This window comes from Ideonella sp., assembly GCF_041287625.1.
Classification (GTDB): domain Bacteria; phylum Pseudomonadota; class Gammaproteobacteria; order Burkholderiales; family Burkholderiaceae_C; genus Ideonella.
In genome coordinates, this window is sequence record NZ_JBGGNH010000068.1 from 76,992 (window position 1) to 93,549 (window position 16,558).

At 68.4% G+C, this 16,558-nt stretch carries 20 protein-coding genes; 14 read left to right on the plus strand and 6 right to left on the minus strand.

Annotation, left to right across the window (positions count from 1 at the left end; genetic code table 11):
• The first annotated feature begins 50 nt into the window (after positions 1–50).
• Entirely contained in the window at positions 51–839 is a 789-nt protein-coding gene (locus ACAH41_RS25240) for an META domain-containing protein (protein WP_325650890.1), read from the plus strand.
• Between the two features lie 16 nt (positions 840–855).
• Here the strand turns inward: ACAH41_RS25240 and ACAH41_RS25245 are convergent, their stop codons facing one another.
• The 3 genes from ACAH41_RS25245 to ACAH41_RS25255 all read right to left on the minus strand — a co-directional run bounded on the left by ACAH41_RS25245 (position 856) and on the right by ACAH41_RS25255 (position 3,529).
• The gene (locus ACAH41_RS25245) at positions 856–1,101 is read right to left on the minus strand and encodes a hypothetical protein (protein WP_325650888.1); all 246 of its coding nucleotides are present in this window, start codon (positions 1,099–1,101) and stop codon (positions 856–858) included.
• A 112-nt stretch (positions 1,102–1,213) separates the two neighbouring features.
• Positions 1,214–3,004 (minus strand): RecQ family ATP-dependent DNA helicase, encoded by a 1,791-nt coding sequence (locus ACAH41_RS25250; protein ID WP_325650886.1) that lies wholly within the window; start codon positions 3,002–3,004, stop codon positions 1,214–1,216.
• Between the two features lie 240 nt (positions 3,005–3,244).
• On the minus strand, positions 3,245–3,529 hold the full coding sequence (locus ACAH41_RS25255; protein WP_325650885.1) for a VOC family protein: 285 nt from the start codon (positions 3,527–3,529) through the stop codon (positions 3,245–3,247).
• Between the two features lie 102 nt (positions 3,530–3,631).
• Here ACAH41_RS25255 and ccmA point away from each other — a divergent pair, with 102 nt between their 5' ends.
• The gene (ccmA, locus tag ACAH41_RS25260; RefSeq protein WP_325650883.1) at positions 3,632–4,243 is read left to right on the plus strand and encodes a heme ABC exporter ATP-binding protein CcmA; all 612 of its coding nucleotides are present in this window, start codon (positions 3,632–3,634) and stop codon (positions 4,241–4,243) included.
• The gene (locus tag ACAH41_RS25265; protein WP_325650879.1) at positions 4,240–4,920 is read left to right on the plus strand and encodes a heme exporter protein CcmB; all 681 of its coding nucleotides are present in this window, start codon (positions 4,240–4,242) and stop codon (positions 4,918–4,920) included. Before ccmA ends, ACAH41_RS25265 begins: the two co-directional genes overlap by 4 nt.
• 5 nt (positions 4,921–4,925) lie before the next feature.
• Here ACAH41_RS25265 and ACAH41_RS25270 read toward each other — a convergent pair whose 3' ends face one another.
• Together ACAH41_RS25270 and ACAH41_RS25275 are read right to left on the minus strand one after the other, a co-directional pair.
• A complete protein-coding gene (locus ACAH41_RS25270) occupies positions 4,926–5,540 on the minus strand; it encodes a 2-hydroxychromene-2-carboxylate isomerase (RefSeq protein WP_325650877.1) in 615 nt (204 codons plus the stop codon).
• 90 nt (positions 5,541–5,630) lie between these two features.
• Complete coding sequence (locus ACAH41_RS25275) at positions 5,631–6,098, minus strand: GNAT family N-acetyltransferase (RefSeq protein WP_325650875.1); 468 nt, start codon at positions 6,096–6,098, stop codon at positions 5,631–5,633.
• A gap of 296 nt (positions 6,099–6,394) precedes the next feature.
• On the opposite strand from ACAH41_RS25275, the gene ACAH41_RS25280 reads away from it, so the two are divergent.
• The 6 genes from ACAH41_RS25280 to ACAH41_RS25305 all read left to right on the plus strand — a co-directional run bounded on the left by ACAH41_RS25280 (position 6,395) and on the right by ACAH41_RS25305 (position 10,096).
• Entirely contained in the window at positions 6,395–6,637 is a 243-nt protein-coding gene (locus ACAH41_RS25280; protein ID WP_325650874.1) for a hypothetical protein, read from the plus strand.
• Positions 6,630–8,525: an AAA family ATPase gene (locus ACAH41_RS25285; RefSeq protein WP_325650873.1), complete on the plus strand. Its 1,896-nt coding sequence runs from the start codon at positions 6,630–6,632 to the stop codon at positions 8,523–8,525. Before ACAH41_RS25280 ends, ACAH41_RS25285 begins: the two co-directional genes overlap by 8 nt.
• A 52-nt stretch (positions 8,526–8,577) precedes the next feature.
• On the plus strand, positions 8,578–8,871 hold the full coding sequence (locus tag ACAH41_RS25290) for a YlcI/YnfO family protein (protein ID WP_325650872.1): 294 nt from the start codon (positions 8,578–8,580) through the stop codon (positions 8,869–8,871).
• Positions 8,868–9,191 (plus strand): type II toxin-antitoxin system RelE/ParE family toxin, encoded by a 324-nt coding sequence (locus tag ACAH41_RS25295; protein WP_325650871.1) that lies wholly within the window; start codon positions 8,868–8,870, stop codon positions 9,189–9,191. Before ACAH41_RS25290 ends, ACAH41_RS25295 begins: the two co-directional genes overlap by 4 nt.
• 20 nt (positions 9,192–9,211) lie before the next feature.
• Positions 9,212–9,511, plus strand: coding sequence for a Dabb family protein (locus tag ACAH41_RS25300; protein ID WP_325650870.1), 300 nt, complete (start codon positions 9,212–9,214; stop codon positions 9,509–9,511).
• 168 nt (positions 9,512–9,679) lie between these two features.
• Positions 9,680–10,096 carry a hypothetical protein gene (locus ACAH41_RS25305; RefSeq protein WP_325650869.1) on the plus strand — a complete coding sequence of 139 codons (417 nt, stop codon included), beginning with the start codon at positions 9,680–9,682 and terminating at the stop codon, positions 10,094–10,096.
• Between the two features lie 159 nt (positions 10,097–10,255).
• On the opposite strand, the gene ACAH41_RS25310 is transcribed toward ACAH41_RS25305, so the two are convergent.
• Entirely contained in the window at positions 10,256–11,095 is an 840-nt protein-coding gene (locus ACAH41_RS25310; protein WP_325651392.1) for a shikimate dehydrogenase, read from the minus strand.
• Between the two features lie 168 nt (positions 11,096–11,263).
• Here ACAH41_RS25310 and ACAH41_RS25315 point away from each other — a divergent pair, with 168 nt between their 5' ends.
• The 5 genes from ACAH41_RS25315 (at position 11,264) to ACAH41_RS25335 (ending at position 16,487) form a co-directional block, all read left to right on the plus strand.
• The gene (locus ACAH41_RS25315; protein WP_325650868.1) at positions 11,264–12,040 is read left to right on the plus strand and encodes an IclR family transcriptional regulator C-terminal domain-containing protein; all 777 of its coding nucleotides are present in this window, start codon (positions 11,264–11,266) and stop codon (positions 12,038–12,040) included.
• Between the two features lie 193 nt (positions 12,041–12,233).
• The gene (locus ACAH41_RS25320; RefSeq protein WP_325650867.1) at positions 12,234–13,631 is read left to right on the plus strand and encodes an MFS transporter; all 1,398 of its coding nucleotides are present in this window, start codon (positions 12,234–12,236) and stop codon (positions 13,629–13,631) included.
• 19 nt (positions 13,632–13,650) lie between these two features.
• Entirely contained in the window at positions 13,651–14,556 is a 906-nt protein-coding gene (locus tag ACAH41_RS25325) for a 4-hydroxyphenylpyruvate dioxygenase (RefSeq protein WP_325650865.1), read from the plus strand.
• A complete protein-coding gene (locus ACAH41_RS25330; RefSeq protein WP_325650864.1) occupies positions 14,553–15,479 on the plus strand; it encodes a sugar phosphate isomerase/epimerase family protein in 927 nt (308 codons plus the stop codon). The genes ACAH41_RS25325 and ACAH41_RS25330 overlap by 4 nt, the downstream gene beginning before the upstream one ends.
• Before the next feature lie 63 nt (positions 15,480–15,542).
• On the plus strand, positions 15,543–16,487 hold the full coding sequence (locus ACAH41_RS25335; RefSeq protein WP_325650863.1) for an AEC family transporter: 945 nt from the start codon (positions 15,543–15,545) through the stop codon (positions 16,485–16,487).
• The last annotated feature ends 71 nt before the right edge of the window (positions 16,488–16,558 follow it).

Sequence of the window (16,558 nt, forward strand, 5' to 3'; positions counted from 1 at the left end):
GGCCCAGCGGCTGCCCGGCCCCAGGCTTCTCCGGGCACACGCTGCATGGCATGAGAAGTTTTGACCCCCTCGCTGCCGCGGTAGCCGTCCGCTTGCTTGCGCGCGCAGTGCCTTCGGCGCTGCTGCTGTCCCTTGTCGGTTGTACGCATGTGCCGCTGGTGGGGGGCTGGCTGGGCGGCGACCGGGGCAGCGCTGCGCCGGCGCCTCCGCCGCCGGCACCGGTGCAGCCCTACCAGGCGACCGGGCACGAGCCGGAATGGCGCATCGATCTCGGTGAGCAAGGCGTGATGCGCCTGCCTTTGCAGCCGCCGTTGAGCTGGGTGCAGCCGCCGCCCGAATGGGCCGGCACGGCGCGCCGCTGGCAGGCCGAGGTCAATGGCAAGCCGCTGGAACTCACCGCCACGCCCGGGCTGTGCCGCGACAGCATGAGTGGCATGCCGAGGCCCGATGGCGTGAGCGTGCGCTGGGGCGATGCGCGCTGGCGCGGTTGCGGCGGCGAGGCGGCCAGCCTGTTGCTGGGACCGGAATGGCTGGTGGTGAGCGTGCAGGGCCAGCCGCTGATCGACCGCAGCCGGGCCACGTTGCGTTTCACGCCCGAGGGCCGCTTCACCGGCCTGGCCTCGTGCAACCACTTCACCGGCGCCTGGCGCCTGGGCAGCGAAAGCCTGCTGCTGAACCCGCCGGCGGTGACGATGATGGCCTGCGCGCCATTGGTGATGGCGCAGGAAGACCGGCTGCTGGCGGTACTGAAGGCCGTCAACCGCTTCGACTTCTCGCCCAAAGGCGAGTTGCTGCTGCTGACGGCCGATGGTCGCCAGTTGGCAGCACGCCGGAACTGAAAGCGGCCGCTTGCGCTCAGGCGTGCGCTTCCTGCTCTTCCTCTGTGTAGGCTTCGACCACCAGGGCGCCGCTGTCCACATAGCGCTGGAAGTCGGGCAGCGGGATGGCGGCTGAGCCGCGTGCATCGCCGTCCTGCCAGCCCAGGGTCACGTCCAGCTTGGTTTCCTCGATCTCGCAATTGCCTTGCGGGATCTTCATGTCCATGCCGTCGCCTTCGCGGTAGCTCACCTCACCCACCACTTTGCCGTGTAGCTTGCTCATGTCAGTGCTCCTGCAGGGTTGGTCGAGTGCCTAGACTAGGGCTCGGCGGCAATGTCGGCAATCGGTGCAGGCCGACAACCCTGTAGGACGCGGGGTGCAGCGCAACAAAGGCTTACGCGGCCACGCGCGGCGCGGCGGCTGGTTGCACGAAGTCGGCGTGGAATTCGCGCGGCCTGCGCTGGGCCGGGAAGCGGATGCGCACCACCTCGCCGGCCAGCGCAATGACTTCGCCGCTGCCATGGCGCTTGACCTCGACCCAGTCGCCAACCGCCAGCGGCTGGCGCTCCGCTGGGGCCGGCGCTTCAACCGCGGCTTCCGTCGGAAAGGTCAACGGTGCTTCGGGCTGGATGTCGGCCAGGGCCTGCAGCCGCAGGCAGCTGTCGCAATGGCCGCAGCGGCCACTTTCCGACTCCGGCAGCGGCTGGTCGAAGTGGGCCAGCAGCATCTGCCAGCGGCAGCCGCCTGACTGGGCGTAGTCCATCATCGCTTCCAGCCGCTGGCGGTCCTGGTCCTTGCGCTGGTCGTAGCTCTCGGCCACCTGTTCCACCACCTCGGCCACCGAATGGCTGGCGTCCACCGTCACCCTGCCGTCGCGGCCCAGGCGCACCAGGCGCAGGCCGCGCAGCGCATTGAGCACCTGGCGCGTCTTGGCCAGTGGGGCGTCCACCGCATCGCGCAGCGCGCTGGTCAGCCAGCCGCCCGGCGGGCCAGGCTGGGTCAGGGTTTGCCACAGCGCCCGCACGTCGTTTTTGGACGGGTAGCGGCCGACCAGGAAGAAGCGTTGCACCGCACGGTCGGCGCGCAGGAACATCAGCGTGCAGGTGGCCTTTTCGCCATCGCGTCCGGCACGGCCGCTCTCCTGGTAATACGCGTCCAGCGAGGCCGGCAGCTGGGCATGCACCACAAAGCGGATGTCGGGCTTGTCGATGCCCATGCCGAAGGCCGGCGTGGCCACCATCACGCGCACCTGGCCCCGCATGAAGGCGTCCTGGCTGCGGGTGCGCTCGGCAGCGCCCATCTGGCCGTGGTACAGCGCCACGTCTTCACCGGCCTCGGCCAGCATCGCGTGCAGCTGCTTGGCGCTGCGCACCGTGCTGGCGTAAACAATGCCGGCGCCTTCGCTGTCGTGCACCAATGCCTGGATGCGGCGCAGCCGGGTGGCTTCTTCGTCGACCAGCTCGACCTGGTAGTCGAGGTTGGCCCGGTAGACGCCGGTACACAGCACGCCTGCCGCGGGGATTTGCAGCGCGCGGCAGATCTCGCGCTGCACCGGCGAAGCGGCAGTGGCCGTCAGCGCCAGCACCGGCACGCCCAGCGCCTGGCGCAGTGCGCCCAGCTCGGCGAAGGCCGGCCGGAAGTCGTGGCCCCACTGGGCAATGCAATGCGCCTCGTCCACCACCATCAGCCCCAGGCGCGCCGGCCCCACGCCCTTCAGCAGCTCGCGAAACGAGGGCTCGCCAGCCCGCTCCGGCGTGGTGAAGACGATGCGGGCGCTGCCGCTGGCCACCGCCTGCTCGGCCTCTTCCAGCGCCGCCACGTCCACACCCGAATGCAGGCGCACGGCCGGCACGCCCAGCGCGTTCAGCGTGTCGCACTGGTCCTTCATCAGCGCGATCAAGGGCGAAATGACCAGCGTCATCCTGTCTGACAGCACGGCGGGCAATTGGTAGCACAGCGACTTGCCGGCGCCAGTCGGCATCACCGCCAGTGTCGACAGGCCGGCCAGCACGCGTTGCATCACCTCCTCCTGCCCTGGCCGCAAGCGGCGCAGGCCGAAGACCTCGCGCAGCGTACGCATGGCCTCGGTGGACAGGCCCGGTGCGGCGTCGGCCGGTTCATGGGGGGCAGGGCCGCGCGGCCGGCGGGCAGCACGCGGCGTGGACGAAGTCAGGCTGGAGGGCATGGCAACAACAGTCAGGTCACGGGCTGCAAGGCGCACAAGCAGGGCTGCGGGCCGCCAAGGACGGCACGCAGCGCTGCAGCTGCTACTGCAGCGAATCCTGGGGCCAGCGGTGTGGCACGGTCGCGCGTGCAGCGCCCATTCGGGCGTAGGAATGCGCCTACCTGGCCGGCCTGGCGATGGCTTCGCCCGGCAGCGCCAGGCCCGGTCCCTGCAAAGCCAGGCGCCAGTCTTCGCTGTCGATCAGCCTGGTTCGCCCGGCACGCCGATCATCCAGGCCACGCCGAAGCGGTCGGTCAGCATGCCGAAGCAGGGCGTCCAGAAGGTCTTGGCCAGCGGCATCTGCACGCTGCCGCCTTCGCCCAGCGCAGCGAACACGCGCTGGGCCTCGTCTTCGGTCCTGGCCTTGAAGAACAGCGAGAAGCCGGCGAAATGGGCGCCCGGCTCGCAGTTGTCGGAAGCCATGATCAGCGAGTCGCCGATGTGGAAGGACGCGTGCATCACCTTGTCCTTGAAGCCTTCGGGCAAGGGCGTCGGCGGCGGCTCCGGGCTGTCGCTGCTGCACAGTTCGCTCCCCGGGGCAAGGGTTGCGGCCGCTAAAGTGCAGGGATGACGCACACAGGCCCAGACATGCCACTGCCGCGGCTCGTGTTGCGTGGCTTGGTGGGCGTGCGCCAAGGGCGCCGGCTGTGGGGGCCTTTGAACGTGATGCTGCAGGCCGGCAGCGCGCTGCACCTGCAAGGCCCCAACGGCAGCGGCAAGACCACGCTGCTGCGCATCCTGGCCGGGTTGCGCGCGCCGGCGGCCGGCCACTGCGGGCGAGACGGTGAAGCCTGGTTCATCGGCCATGCCCTGCCGCTGGCAGACGAGCTGGACGCGCTGGCCAACCTGCGCGGCTGGCTGGGGCTTTCAGCGCGGGTTGACGATGCCGTGCTGCAGGCCTGGCTGGACCAGATGCAGGTCCCTCGCCAGCGCCCGCTGCGGCAGCTCTCGGCGGGTCAGCGCCGCCGGCTTGCGCTGGCACCGCTGGCACTGCAGCCGCGGCCGCTGTGGCTGCTGGACGAACCGTTCGACGCGCTGGACGCCGCCGGCCAATCGGCGCTGTGCGCGCTGGCGCAGTCGCACCTGGCCAGTGGCGGCGCACTGGTGCTCAGCGCGCACCAGGGCCTGCCCGCGGGCTTTCCTGCCTGCGAGGCGCTGCGGCTGGGGCCGGCCGACTGGGTCGGTACAGTCGTCCCATGAACCTCTGCCTGGCCATCCTGCGGCGCGAGCTGGCGCTGGCCTGGCAGCGGCCGGCCGAGCTGGCGCGGCATGCGCTGTTTTTCGTGATGGTCGCCGCGCTGTTCCCGCTGTCGCTGCGGCCGGACCCGGCGACGCTGGCGCTGCTGGGCCCAGGCGTGTTGTGGGCCGCGGCCTTGCTCGCGGTGCTGCTGGCCTGCGGCCGCTGGTTCGATGAAGACCTGCGGAATGGCTGGCTGGACCAGTGCCAGCTCGCTGCGCAGTCGGCCGAACTGCCGCTGGCCTTGCCGCTGGCGGCGCGCTTTGTCGCGCAATGGCTGCTGGTGGCCGTGCCGGTGCTGCTGGCCGCGCCGCTGGTGGCCTTGCAGTTCGACCTTCAAGGCCCCGCGCTGGTGGCACTGATGGCCTCGCTGCTGCTGGGCAGTGCGGTGCTGGTGCAACTGGCCGGCGTGGCTGCGGCGCTGGCCGCCGGGCTGCGCGGCGCCAGCCTGCTCACGCTGATGATGGTCTTGCCGCTGGCCACGCCAGCGCTGGTGCTGGGCACGCTGGCCGTGCATGCGGCGCAGCAAGGCCTGCCGGCCGGCCCGGCGCTTCAGTTGCTTGCCGCCTTGCTTGCGCTGGCCTGCATCGCCTGCCCGTGGCTGGGCGCCGTGGCCCTGAAGCAGGCAGTGGGCGACTGAATTGCTCAGGCGCCGCGGGTGGTGTCCGCCAGCGCTTCGGCCAACAGGTCCAGCCGGTCCTGGCCCCAGAAGATCTCGCCATCCAGCACGTAGCTGGGCGCGCCGAAGACCTGGGCGTCGATCGCTTCGCGGCTGTAGCGCTCGTAGACCTCGGCCACTTCCGACATGGTCGATTCGGCCAGGCGTTCGGCGGGCAGCCTGCACTCGGCCAGCAGCGCGGCCAGCGTGGCCGTGTCGGCGATGTTGCGCTCCTGCACCCACACGGCGTTCAGCAGCGCGCCACTGAGTCGCAGCGCGGCCTCGGTGCCGTCCTTCAGGTCCACCGCGATGATCAGCAGCGAAGCCGGTCCGGTGGCCACCGGAAAGAACTTCGGCTCGATGACCATCGGCAGACCCAGGCTCTTCGAGATGCGGCGCAGCTCGACCAGCCGGTAGGCCTGGCGCTGCGGCGCACGCTGCGCGAGCGGCAGGCCGCCCGAGACCGGGAAGACCTTGCCCAGGTCGATGGGCCGCACGCGGATGCTGGCCCCATGGGCGCGTGCCAGCGCCACGAAGCGGTCATGCCCGAGGCAGGTCCAGGGGCTGTGCGGGGCGAGGTGATAGTCGATGACGCGGCTCAAGAACGGCTCCATGCGCAGGTGGGTGCGAGGAATTTCGCACCGACCGGTTTATAGGCCAAATCGCCGAACCGTTCGCACACAAAACGCGCTTCAGGCGTCCCGCCACATGCGCAGGCTGCGCCCATCGTCTTCCTCGCCGGTCACATGAAAGCCCAGGCGCTCGTACAGGCGGCGCGCCGGGTTGTTGACCAGCACCGAAAGCAGCATGGGCCGGCCCTGGTCCGAGGCTTGCGCACACAAGGCGCCCAACAGTGCACTGGCCAGGCCACGGCCCTGGTGGGCGGGCAGCAGCTGGACTTGCACGATGTGCCAGGCCTCGGGCTCGTCGCGCCACTTCAACATGCCGGCCGGCTCGCCCTGCCACAGCAGCAGCTGGATGTCCTCGAAGAACAGCATGACCCGCGCCAGCGCGTCTTCGGCGGTGGGCTGGTAGCCGGCGTCGCGCAGCCGTTCCGTCATCGTCTGCTCTCGCAGGGCCAGCAGGAAGGGCAGGTCGGTTTGCGTGGCGGGCCGCAGCGTCAGCCCGGCGGGCAGCGGCGAGATGGAAGGCAGGCGCATGCCTGTCAGCATAGCCATTGCTGTTCGTTGGCGCGCCACAACGCAGCAGGCCTCTCCCGCTTGCGCACTCCCGGCGAGTGCCTTCATCATTCGCACCCCATTGCTGGAGGCGCCCACGACAGCGCCCGCATCACGGAGATCCCCCTATGTCCTCGTTGTTCATCTCCACCATCGACTGAACACGGTTCCCGCGCCCCGGCCGAACCGTGTCTGTTCATTCACAGATACGGCTCAGACCGCGCGGCAAGCAAAGCCCCGCAGCCTGACGGCCGGGGCTTTTGCTTTTCGGAAACCGAATGAGTGCACAACTCCGTTCCCGCGCCCTCGAGGAGGGGCGGGTCAAGGCCCTGCGCCGCATGAAACAGCCGATGACGCTGGTGCTCGAAACGAGCCCCGGCGCGCGCGACCCCGTGGCGCGTGCGTTGGCCCAGCGCGGCTTGCGTGGCGCAGGCCAACACATCCAAAGCCGCGGCGCCCAGCGCCGTGCAGACCGCGTGGCGCTGCAAGCGCTGCTGCGAAGAGAGGATTGGGATGAATGATCCCCAGCAACTGCGCGACCAGCTGGCGCAAAAAAACCAACAGCTGCAGAACGTCGCTGCCCAGCTCAAGACCGAGCTGTTCGGCATCGACGCCATCATCGACCGCGTCATCGATTCGGTGCGCGCTTGGGTACTGATGCCCGAGCTCGTCTCGCGGCCCGTCATCGTCTGCCTCTGGGGCCTGACGGGCACCGGCAAGACGCAACTGGTGCGCCGCCTGGCGCAGCTGCTGGGCTTCTACGACCGCTTTGTCGAGGTGCAGATGGACGGCTTCTCCAACGGTGCGGGCTGGCGCGGCGCGCAGAGCATCTCGGGCATGCTGGGGCAGTCCGGCGTGCGCGAGGGCGAGCCGGGCATCCTCGCGCTGGACGAGTTCCAGCGCTTTCGCACCATCGACAACAAGCGCGCCGAAGTGCGCGTCGAGCGCTACCAGGACGTCTGGGCGCTGCTGTCAGACGGCCGGCTGCCGCCGTCGCTCTCGCTGCTGGGCGACATCGAATCGTCCCTCGCCGAGGCAGCCTTCGATGCCGAACGCGCGGAGGCCAGCGAAACCCAGCGGCGCTTCAAGCTGCGCAGCTGGGAGGCCAAGGAACTCAAGCGCAACATGAAGCTCGACGAGCCTTTGCTGCAGATCATGGCCTGGACCCCCGAGCAGGTGCAGCAGCGCCTGCGCGAATTTCGTGACAGCGGCCAGCAGCAATGGGAGACCGACTACAGCCGGCTGCTGGTCTTCGTCTGCGGCAACCTCGACGAAATGTACGAGGACCTGGCCACCAGCGTGGACGATTGCGACAGCGACGCCGACACCTTCCACGCCATCACCGGCAAGCTGAGCGTCATCGACGTGAAGCAGGCGCTCAACAAGCGCTTCAAGCCCGAACAGGTGGCACGGCTGGGCAACGAGCATGTGATCTACCCCTCGCTCTCGCGCCGCGCCTACGAGCAATTGATCGAGCAGAACTGCGCCCGCTATGCAAGCGAGACGGCGGGCCGCTGCGGCCTGCATTTCGAGCTGGCCGCCAGCGTGCGCGAGCAGATCTACGCCAACGCCGTCTTCCCGGCGCAGGGCACCCGGCCGCTGTTCTCATCGCTGCACGCCATCCTCGGCGCTGGCCTGGCCAAGGCCGCGCTGTGGGCGCTGGAGGGCGGCGCCGAGGCCGGCGACAGCGTGGGCCTCACGGCCGATGGCCGCAGCCTGATCGCGCACTGGCGCGGCCAGTCGCACGCCATCGCCGCACCCTTCGAGATCACGCGCCTGCGCCAGCGCAACAACGCCGACTTCCGCGCGCTGCTGGCCGTGCACGAGGCCGGCCACGGCCTGGTGCATGCGCTGCTGTTCGGCCGTGCGCCGCAGGAGATCAAAATCCACGTCGCCAGCTTCGAGGGCGGCTACAACGCCTACACCTCGCGCAAGGTCTGGTCGCGCCGCAACCTGCTGGATTCGATCTGCACCAGCCTGGCCGGCCGCGCTGCCGAGCTGCTGGTCTTTGGGCGGGACATGAGCTCCAGCGGCGCCGAGAGCGACCTGCGCAAGGCCACCGAAACGGCGGCCCGCATGCAGCGTCACCTGGGGCAGGGCGAGCGCATTGGCCGCAGCGACGTATCCGCCAACAGCGAAGACAACCTCTGCACCGACGTCGAAGCCAGCAACGCGCCGATCGAAGCGTTGCTGCAGTCCGAGCACGCCCGCGCCACTGGTCTGCTTGAAATCCACCGCGGCGCGCTGCTGTCGCTGGTGGACGAACTGATGGCCCAAGGCCAAGTCACGCCCGCGCGCTTTGCCGTGGTGGTGGGGCTGCCGCTGGGCAGGCCGGAGGACGCACTGGACCCGTATGCGGAGCGGCTGGCGGCGTTTCGGGCGGAGGGCTGCGAGCGGCTGAGGGCTTAGGGCGCGGCCGGTTTGTTTGGCTGCTGCATCACGTTTGCATTACATTGTGGGCATGAAGACCGCTACCTTGCCTGCCGTGCGTGTCGAACCTGCGCTTCGCAGCGATGCCGAGGCTGTTCTCGACGAGGGCGAATCCCTCTCCGATTTCGTGGCCTCGTGTGTTCGCGACGGCGTCGCCTGGCGGCGTACGCAAGACGCATTTCTCACGCGCGCCCGGGACGCGGTCGAGCGATCCGAGCGTGAAGGCACCGGGATTCCGCCCCAGGAGGTGCTGCGTCGGATGGACGACCGGCTGGAGGCGGCGCGCAAGCAACTGGCGGCAGGCAAGCCAAGCGCGGGGAAGTGATCAGCTACCGCGTCCTCCTGACGGAAGAGGCTGCCGACGACTTGCTGCGGATCGAGGCGTTCACCATCGATCGCGAACTCGCCAGCGAGACGCCTGATCTGGACGTTGTTCAGCGCCTCAGAGACGCCGTTGACCACGCACTTCGACTGCTGGCGTTCTCACCGTATGCCTGCCGCAGGGCCGCTCGCGCCCTTAACGACAAGCAGCGTGAACTCATCGTGCCATTCGGAAACGCCGGGCTGATTGCCGCTTTTGAAGTGCGTGGCGACGCGGTCTGGATCGGCGCCATTCGGCACCAGCTTGAGCAGGACTACCACTGAGAAGCTTTGACGCCACCACCATGATCCGCCACCTCGTGTTGCTGAAGTTCACTGACGAAGCCACGGCCGAGCGCCGCGACAGCCTGTCCGCCGCCTTCGCCGGCCTGGCCGCCCAGATCCCCGAAGTGCATTCGATGGAGTGGGGCCCCAACGCCAGCCCCGAAGGCCTGGACAAGGGCTTCACCCACTGCTTCCTGGTCACCTTCCAGGATGAAGCAGGTCGCGACGCCTACCTGCCGCATCCGGCGCACCTGGCCTTTGTGGACGAGTTGAAGCCATGGTTGGCCGATGTGCTGGTGGTGGACTACGCGGTGCCGTGAGGTGTGTGTTGTTGGGCTCGGGACTTGTGGTGACAGGATCCGGCCAGGAGCGGTCCTTCACCAAGTGATGTTCGACAGCCTGTTTCCTGCACGATTCACGTGCTCAAGAGTTCGGTAAGAATCGTTGAAGATCCACCTACAACGCGTGCAAACCTTGGAATCAGCGTTATGAGTTACGACTTGATGGTTTTTGCCCCCGAAGCAGCTCCGAAAGATCGAGAAGCCTTCATGGAGTGGTACGACAGCCAGTCCGAGTGGGAGGAAGAGCATTCGTACGACAACCCCGAGGTTTCTGCGCCGGGGCTTCGAGCTTGGTTCCTTGAAATGATCCAATCATTTCCTGCCATGAACGGACCATTTTCCTCGGATGATCTTCCGGAAGATGAAGCGTCTGTCACCGACTACAGCGTTGGACAGTCTGTCATTTACGCCGCATTTGCTTGGTCTAAGGCCGAGCAGGCGTATGAAGCGATGTTTAGCCTCGCCGCCAAGCATGGCGTCGGGTTCTTCAACGCGAGTTCGGAGAACGCCGAAGTCTGGCTACCTGATGGCAAGGGCGGTTTGTCGCTCACACACACCGCGTGAAAGGTTTCAGGTGCCTCTATTTAGTCGCACCAGCTTCCGCAACGGGTCGTAAGGCGCCCAATGAAGTCCCCTGTTAACGGCGGCGTTACAGCCCGCCGTCTTTCCCAGATCCCGTCTCGCATTCCGCGCTGACGTCCTTCTGCGTCGCTCCTCACCCGCTCACGCCCCGTCTGGCAACTCCGCGCTCTCGCGCAGCTCTTCCGGCGTGGCGGTGCCGAAGCCGAAGAACTCCAGGTAGGCGGGGATCATTTCGAAGAGCATGTCGGTGCCGACCTGGATGGGGCAGCCGCGGGCTTGGGCGGCGGCCAGCAGCGGGGTGATGCGTTGGCGCATCACCACCTCGCCGACGAAGGTGGTGGGGGCAATGCGGTCCACGTCGAAGGGCAGGGGGTCGCCTTCGCGCGAGCCCAGCGGCGTGGCGTTGACGATCAGGTCCATGCCGGCGGGGTCGTTGCGGCCGAGGCCGACTTTGAGCTGCGGGTAGTGCTGGGCGAGGCGGCCCGCCAGCGCCTCGGAGGCGGCTGCGTTTGAGTCGAAGAGGTGCATCTCGGCCACGCCGGCGGCGACGAGCGATGCAGCAATGGCGCAGCCTACGCCGCCGCTGCCGGAGACCAGCACGCGCTTGCCGGCCAGCGCAAAGCCTTTGCGCTGCAGGCCGCGCACGAAGCCGGCCCCGTCGAATTGGTCGCCGAGCAGGCTGCCGTCTGGCCGCATCAGGATGGCGTTGCAGGCGCCGGCCACCGCGGCGGTGGGCGTGACCTCGTCCATCAGCGCCAGCGTGGCGACCTTGTGCGGCATGGTGACCAACGCGCCGCGCAGGTTGGTCAGGCGCCGCAGGCCGTTGAGGCCGGCGGCATAGTCCTCGGGCTTGAAGCCCATGGGCACGACGACCGCGTCAATGCCGCGGCGCTCGAACCAGGGGTTGTAGATCATCGGGGCCTTGAAGCCCGCGGTCGGGTAGCCCAGGTGGGCGATCAGGGTGGTCTTGCCAGTGATCATTGCAGCGGCCATGTGGGGGGGGCAGGCGCGCGCCGGGCGGCGGGCTCTGAATGGGCATCACGATAGGCAGGCGCGGCACGGGCGACAAGCGAATCGCGCGATAATCGCGCGATCCGGGCGCTGATCGTGCCCAACGCGGGTTTCCCCGTATCTTTTTTCTTCGCCGCCATGGATGACACACCGCCGTTCGAGATCGATCGCAAGGACGTGATCGACGGCCTGGGCAAAGGCCTGCGCGTCATCGAGGCCTTCGATGACGACCACGTGCGCATGACCGCCAGCGAAATGGGCGTGCGCGCCGGCATCACCCGCACGGCCGCGCGGCGCTACCTGCTGTCGCTGGTGCACTTCGGCTTCATGGCGACCGACGGCAAGTTTTTCTGGCTCACGCCGCGTGTGCTGCGGCTGGGACAGAGTTACCTCAATGCCTCGCGCCTGCCGCGCCTGGTGCAGCCTTTCATCCAGCGCGTGTCCATGCAGTGCGGCGAGACGGTCAATGTCAGCGTGCTGGACGGGCACGAGGTGATCTACGTGGCGCGCAGCAATTCGCCGCGGCTGGTGTCCATCGGCCACCATGTAGGCGCGCGGGCCCCGGCGCATGTGGTGACGCCGGGCACCGCCATGCTGTCGACCTGGAGCGACGAGGCGCTGAAGGCCTGGGCGGCAGTGCACGAGTTCAGCAGCTACACCGGCCAGACGGTGACCGACCCGCAGCGCTTCCTGGACAACTGCCGCACCGCACGCGCGCTGGGCTACTGGATCACCGAGCGCCAGCTGGACATGAACCTGGTGGGCATTGCGGTGCCGCTGCTCAACCGCAAGGGCGAATGCAAGGCGGCCATGAGCTGCACCGTGCAGGCGGTCACCCACACCACCGAGGACCTGGCCGTGCGGTTGCTGCCCTTGCTGCGGGAGGCTGCGCTGGGGCTGGCGCCCCTGATCTGAAGCGAGACCGGGCGCGCTCGGCGCTCAGTGAAAACCCCTTTTTGGTTCGCAGAGCGCGCAGGCTGCGCGATCATCGCGCAGTGCGCTGGTGTCTTCCCGGCACCGGTGCTGGAATCGAGTCTCTTGGCGGGCGACAGCCGTGCGGGGCCGCGACTTCAGGCCCCTTGTCTCCGCCCCATAACAGGAGACACCGATGAGCCCGTCCCCCGCGAAGTCTTTTCCCGACGCCCACGCCGCCAGCCAGACCCGCAAAGCCACGGCCAGCGGCTGGATCGGCTCGGTGCTGGAGTACTACGACTTCTTCATCTATGCGACGGCCGCGGCGCTGATCTTTCCGCAGATCTTCTTCCCCGCCGGCAACCCGACGATTGCCATCGTCACCTCGCTGGCCACCTACGGCGTGGGCTACGTGGCCCGCCCGATCGGTGCGATGGTGCTGGGCCACTACGGCGACACGCACGGCCGCAAGAACGTGCTGGTGCTGTGCATGTTCCTGATGGGCTTCTCGACCATGGCCGTGGGCCTGCTGCCGACCTACGCGCAGGCGGGCCTGTGGGCACCGGTGCTGCTGGTGGTGATGCGGCTGATCCAGGGCTTCGCGGTGGCGGGTGAAATCTCCGGCTCCAGCTCGATGATCCTGGAGCACGCGCCTTACGGCCAGCGCGGCTACTACGCCAGCTTCACGCTGCAAGGCGTGCAGGCCGGCCAGATCCTGGCAGCAGCCGTCTTCCTGCCGCTGGCGCACTTCCTGCCCAGCGAGGACTTCAACACCTGGGGCTGGCGCATTCCGTTTCTGCTCAGCTTCGTCGTCATCGTCGCGGGCTACTTCATCCGCAAGGAGGTCGACGAGACGCCCGCGTTTGCCGAGGTGGCGAAGAAGGGCGAGAAGCTGCGCGCGCCCATCACCCAGTCCTTTGCCAGCAACAAGGCCGACATGTTCCGCGTCGTCTGCATGGCGCTGATGAACGTGATCCCGGTCGTGGCGACGATCTTCGGCGGCGCCTACGCGGTGCAGAAGGCCTACGGCATCGGCTTCGACAAGGAGGTCTACCTGTGGATCCCGGTGGCCGGCAACATCCTGGCCGTGATCGTGATTCCGTTCGTCGGCAAGCTCTCCGATCGCATTGGCCGGCGCCCGCCAATGATCGTCGGCGCGCTCGCCGCCGGCCTGCTGTCCTTCGCCTACCTTTACGCGATCAGCATTGCCAACGTGCCGCTGGCGGTGCTGATGTCGCTGCTGATGTGGGGCGTGGTCTACCAGGGCTACAACGCGGTATTCCCCAGCTTCTTCCCCGAGCTGTTCCCCACCCGCACGCGTGTCACCGCGATGGCGCTGTCGCAGAACGTGGGCACCGCCATCACCGCGATGCTGCCGGCGCTGTTCGCCACCGTGGCGCCTCCCGGCACGCAGAACATCCCGCTGATCGTCGGCTCGCTGACGCTGGGCATCTGCGCGATTGCCGCAACCGCCTGCTGGTCGGCTCGCGAAACCTACCGCGTCCAGATGCACGACCTGGGTCGCCCTGGCGCCACGCCTGCTGCCGGCGACGGGCTGCACGCGCCGCACAAGTCGCACACCCTGGCCTCTTGACACCTCACCCACTGCTGCCATGACGCTTGCCCAGACCCTGCCCGCCACGCTCCAGCGCGAACCGGTGATCGACGCCAACCCGCTGGGGCTGGACGGCATCGAGTTCATCGAATACACCACCCGGCGGCCGCAGGCCCTGGGCCAGGTGCTGGAGGACATGGGCTTCCAGCCGGTGGCCCGCCACCGCTCGCGCGAAGTTCTGCTCTACCGCCAGGGCGGCATGAACGTGGTGATCAACGCCCACACCGGCACGGTGGCCGGCGGCCCGCACCTGGGCGAGCAGCCCGAGATCGCCGCCATTGCGCTGCGCGTGCGCGATGCCTCCGAGGCCTACCGCCAGGTGCTGGCACGTGGCGCCTGGGGCGTGCCGGCGCAGGTCGAGGTGATGGAGTTGAACATTCCGGCCATCCACGGCGTGGGCAGCAGCCGCATCTACTTCGTCGACCGCTACCGCGAGTTCTCGATCTACGACGTGGACTTCGTGCCGATTCCCGGCGTCAACCAGCAGCCACCGGCGCTGCAGGGACTGCACTGGTTCGGCCTGGTGCAGTACATCGGCAACGACCGCATGAACGACTGGGTCGAGTTCTACCGCGAGCTGTTCAGCTTCACCGAACTGCCCGACGAGCAGCGCTTCGGCATCCTGCCCAAGGGCCACATCCTGCAAAGCCCTTGCCGCTCGTTCTACCTGCAGCTGATCGAGCCCGAGCTGTTTGTCATCGAGTCCAGCGAGCGCTTCGCGCGGCTGGGCCTGGGCACCCCCGATGTGCCGGCTGCCGTGCAGGCCCTGGCGGCCCGCGGCGTGGCCTTCCAGACCGATCTGCAAGGCGAGGCACCCGCCCGGCATCCCGAGCGCGGTGCGCTGACCCGCACCTGGCTGGGCAGCGTCAGCTTCGAGCTGGTCCATGACGAGGCGGGCCAATGAACGCCGGCAGCCAGCCGGCAGCCAGCGCGCACGCCGCAGGCAACTTCCGCGACTTCGGCATGGACACCATCACGCTGGCCGGCCCGCTGGAAGCGCGCCTGGCGGCCATGCATGCGGCAGGTTTCGAGCAGGTGATGCTCTCGGCACGCGACCTGGTCGGCCACCCGCAAGGCGTGGACGCCGCGGTGCAGGCGGTGCGCGACAGCGGCCTGCGGGTCACCGGCTTCCAGGTGCTGCGCGACTTCGAGGGCCTGTCCGGCCACCTGCACGCCTACAAGGTGGACGTTGCCAAATCCATGCTGGAGATGTGCCACGCAGTGGGCGCCAAGGTGCTGCTGGCGTGTTCGTCCACCTCCAGCCATGCCAGCGACAGCGTGGCCGACATGGCGCGCGACCTGCGCAAGCTGGCGATGCTGGCGGTGCCCATGGGCATCCGCGTGGCGTTCGAGGCGCTGTCCTGGGGCCGCAGCGTCAATGAGTTCACGCAGGCCTGGGAGATCGTCGAGCGGGCCGATGCACCCAACCTCGGCCTGGGGCTGGACGCCTTCCACCTGCTGGCGATGAAGACCCCGCTGGAAGCACTGGACCTGGTCGACCCCGACAAGATCTTCCTGGTGCAACTGGCCGACTTCATGTGGCAGGAGATCCGCTCGGTGGAAGAGCGCATCAGCACCGCCCGCCACTTCCGCGTCTTCCCCGGCGAAGGCGTGCACAACGAAGCGCTGGCCGACCTGGTCACCCGGCTCAGCCGGATGGGCTATCGTGGCGACTACAGTTTCGAGGTCTTCAACGACGACTACCAGCAAATGCCGCTGCCCACCGTGGCCGCGCGTGCGCGGCGCTCGGCGGACTGGCTGACCGAAGGCGTGCTCAGGCGCTCGGTGCCCTTGCCGGGCAGCATGCAGCTGAAGGCCTTGCGATAGACAATCGCCCTCGTCCATCAAGCCCCGCTCGCGGGGCTTTCCTTTTCCTGCCTGCTCGCGCCGATGCTGAACATCCTGCTGCTGACCGCCCCGATCTACCTGCTGATGGCGCTCGGCTATGCCATTGCCCGCGGCGGCCTGTTCGACGCACCGGACTTCCGTACCATCGGCCGCTTCGTCGTCAACGTGGCGCTGCCCTGCATGCTGTTCCACGCGCTGGCGCGCCAGCCCATCGCGCAGATCTTCGACGTGCACTACCTCGGCGCCTATGCCGCCGGTTCGCTGCTGATGCTGCTGGGCACCACCGCGTGGGCCCGGCTGCGCCAGGGCCGCACCATGCCCCATTCAGCGCTGCTGGCCATGGGCGTGTCGTCCTCCAACAGCGCCTACGTGGGCTACCCGATCGCGGTGCAGTGGCTGGGCCCGGTGGCCGGCGTGGCGCTGGCGCTGAGCATGCTGGTCGAGAACCTCATCATCATCCCGCTGGCCCTGGTGTTGGCCGCGCAGGGCGACGCCGAAGTGCCCTGGCGCGCCACCTTGCGGCGTGTCTTCGGTCAGCTGGTGCGCACGCCGCTGATCGTTGCGATGGCGCTGGGCGTGCTGTTCTCGCTGACCGGCCTCACGCTGCCGGACCTGCTGATGCGCCCGCTGCAGATGATGGCCGTGGTCGCGTCACCGGTCTCGCTGTTCGTGATCGGCGGCTCGCTGCACGGCGCGAAGCTGGAAGGCCAGCGCAGCACGATGGCTGCGGTCATGCTGGGCAAGCTGGTGATGCACCCGCTCGCCGTGGCGCTGGCCTTCTGGCTGTTGCCCGCCGTGTCGCCCGAGCTGCGCAACGCCGGCCTGATGCTGGCCGCCGCGCCCATGCTCAGCATCTACCCGATGATGGCGCTGCGCTACCACTGGGAAGGCTTCTGCGCCGCGGTGCTGCTCATCACCACGCTGGCCAGCTTCATCACCGCCAGCGGCTGGCTGTGGCTGTTGAAAACCTGGGCGCCCGGCGGATGAGCCCGGGTCCGGTTCCACGAGAATAGGCGCCTGCCGCGCCCGCGGCGTCTTTCCTGCGCCGCATGCCCGCC

Coding starts and splice junctions, on each gene's coding strand:
- ACAH41_RS25240 (WP_325650890.1), top strand. CDS start 51: ATGAGAAGTTTTGACCCCCTCGCTGCCGCGGTAGCCGTCCGCTTGCTT.
- ACAH41_RS25245 (WP_325650888.1), bottom strand. CDS start 1,101: ATGAGCAAGCTACACGGCAAAGTGGTGGGTGAGGTGAGCTACCGCGAA.
- ACAH41_RS25250 (WP_325650886.1), bottom strand. CDS start 3,004: ATGCCCTCCAGCCTGACTTCGTCCACGCCGCGTGCTGCCCGCCGGCCG.
- ccmA (WP_325650883.1), top strand. CDS start 3,632: ATGCCACTGCCGCGGCTCGTGTTGCGTGGCTTGGTGGGCGTGCGCCAA.
- ACAH41_RS25265 (WP_325650879.1), top strand. CDS start 4,240: ATGAACCTCTGCCTGGCCATCCTGCGGCGCGAGCTGGCGCTGGCCTGG.
- ACAH41_RS25275 (WP_325650875.1), bottom strand. CDS start 6,098: ATGCGCCTGCCTTCCATCTCGCCGCTGCCCGCCGGGCTGACGCTGCGG.
- ACAH41_RS25280 (WP_325650874.1), top strand. CDS start 6,395: ATGAGTGCACAACTCCGTTCCCGCGCCCTCGAGGAGGGGCGGGTCAAG.
- ACAH41_RS25285 (WP_325650873.1), top strand. CDS start 6,630: ATGAATGATCCCCAGCAACTGCGCGACCAGCTGGCGCAAAAAAACCAA.
- ACAH41_RS25290 (WP_325650872.1), top strand. CDS start 8,578: ATGAAGACCGCTACCTTGCCTGCCGTGCGTGTCGAACCTGCGCTTCGC.
- ACAH41_RS25300 (WP_325650870.1), top strand. CDS start 9,212: ATGATCCGCCACCTCGTGTTGCTGAAGTTCACTGACGAAGCCACGGCC.
- ACAH41_RS25305 (WP_325650869.1), top strand. CDS start 9,680: ATGAGTTACGACTTGATGGTTTTTGCCCCCGAAGCAGCTCCGAAAGAT.
- ACAH41_RS25310 (WP_325651392.1), bottom strand. CDS start 11,095: ATGATCACTGGCAAGACCACCCTGATCGCCCACCTGGGCTACCCGACC.
- ACAH41_RS25315 (WP_325650868.1), top strand. CDS start 11,264: ATGGATGACACACCGCCGTTCGAGATCGATCGCAAGGACGTGATCGAC.
- ACAH41_RS25320 (WP_325650867.1), top strand. CDS start 12,234: ATGAGCCCGTCCCCCGCGAAGTCTTTTCCCGACGCCCACGCCGCCAGC.
- ACAH41_RS25325 (WP_325650865.1), top strand. CDS start 13,651: ATGACGCTTGCCCAGACCCTGCCCGCCACGCTCCAGCGCGAACCGGTG.
- ACAH41_RS25330 (WP_325650864.1), top strand. CDS start 14,553: ATGAACGCCGGCAGCCAGCCGGCAGCCAGCGCGCACGCCGCAGGCAAC.
- ACAH41_RS25335 (WP_325650863.1), top strand. CDS start 15,543: ATGCTGAACATCCTGCTGCTGACCGCCCCGATCTACCTGCTGATGGCG.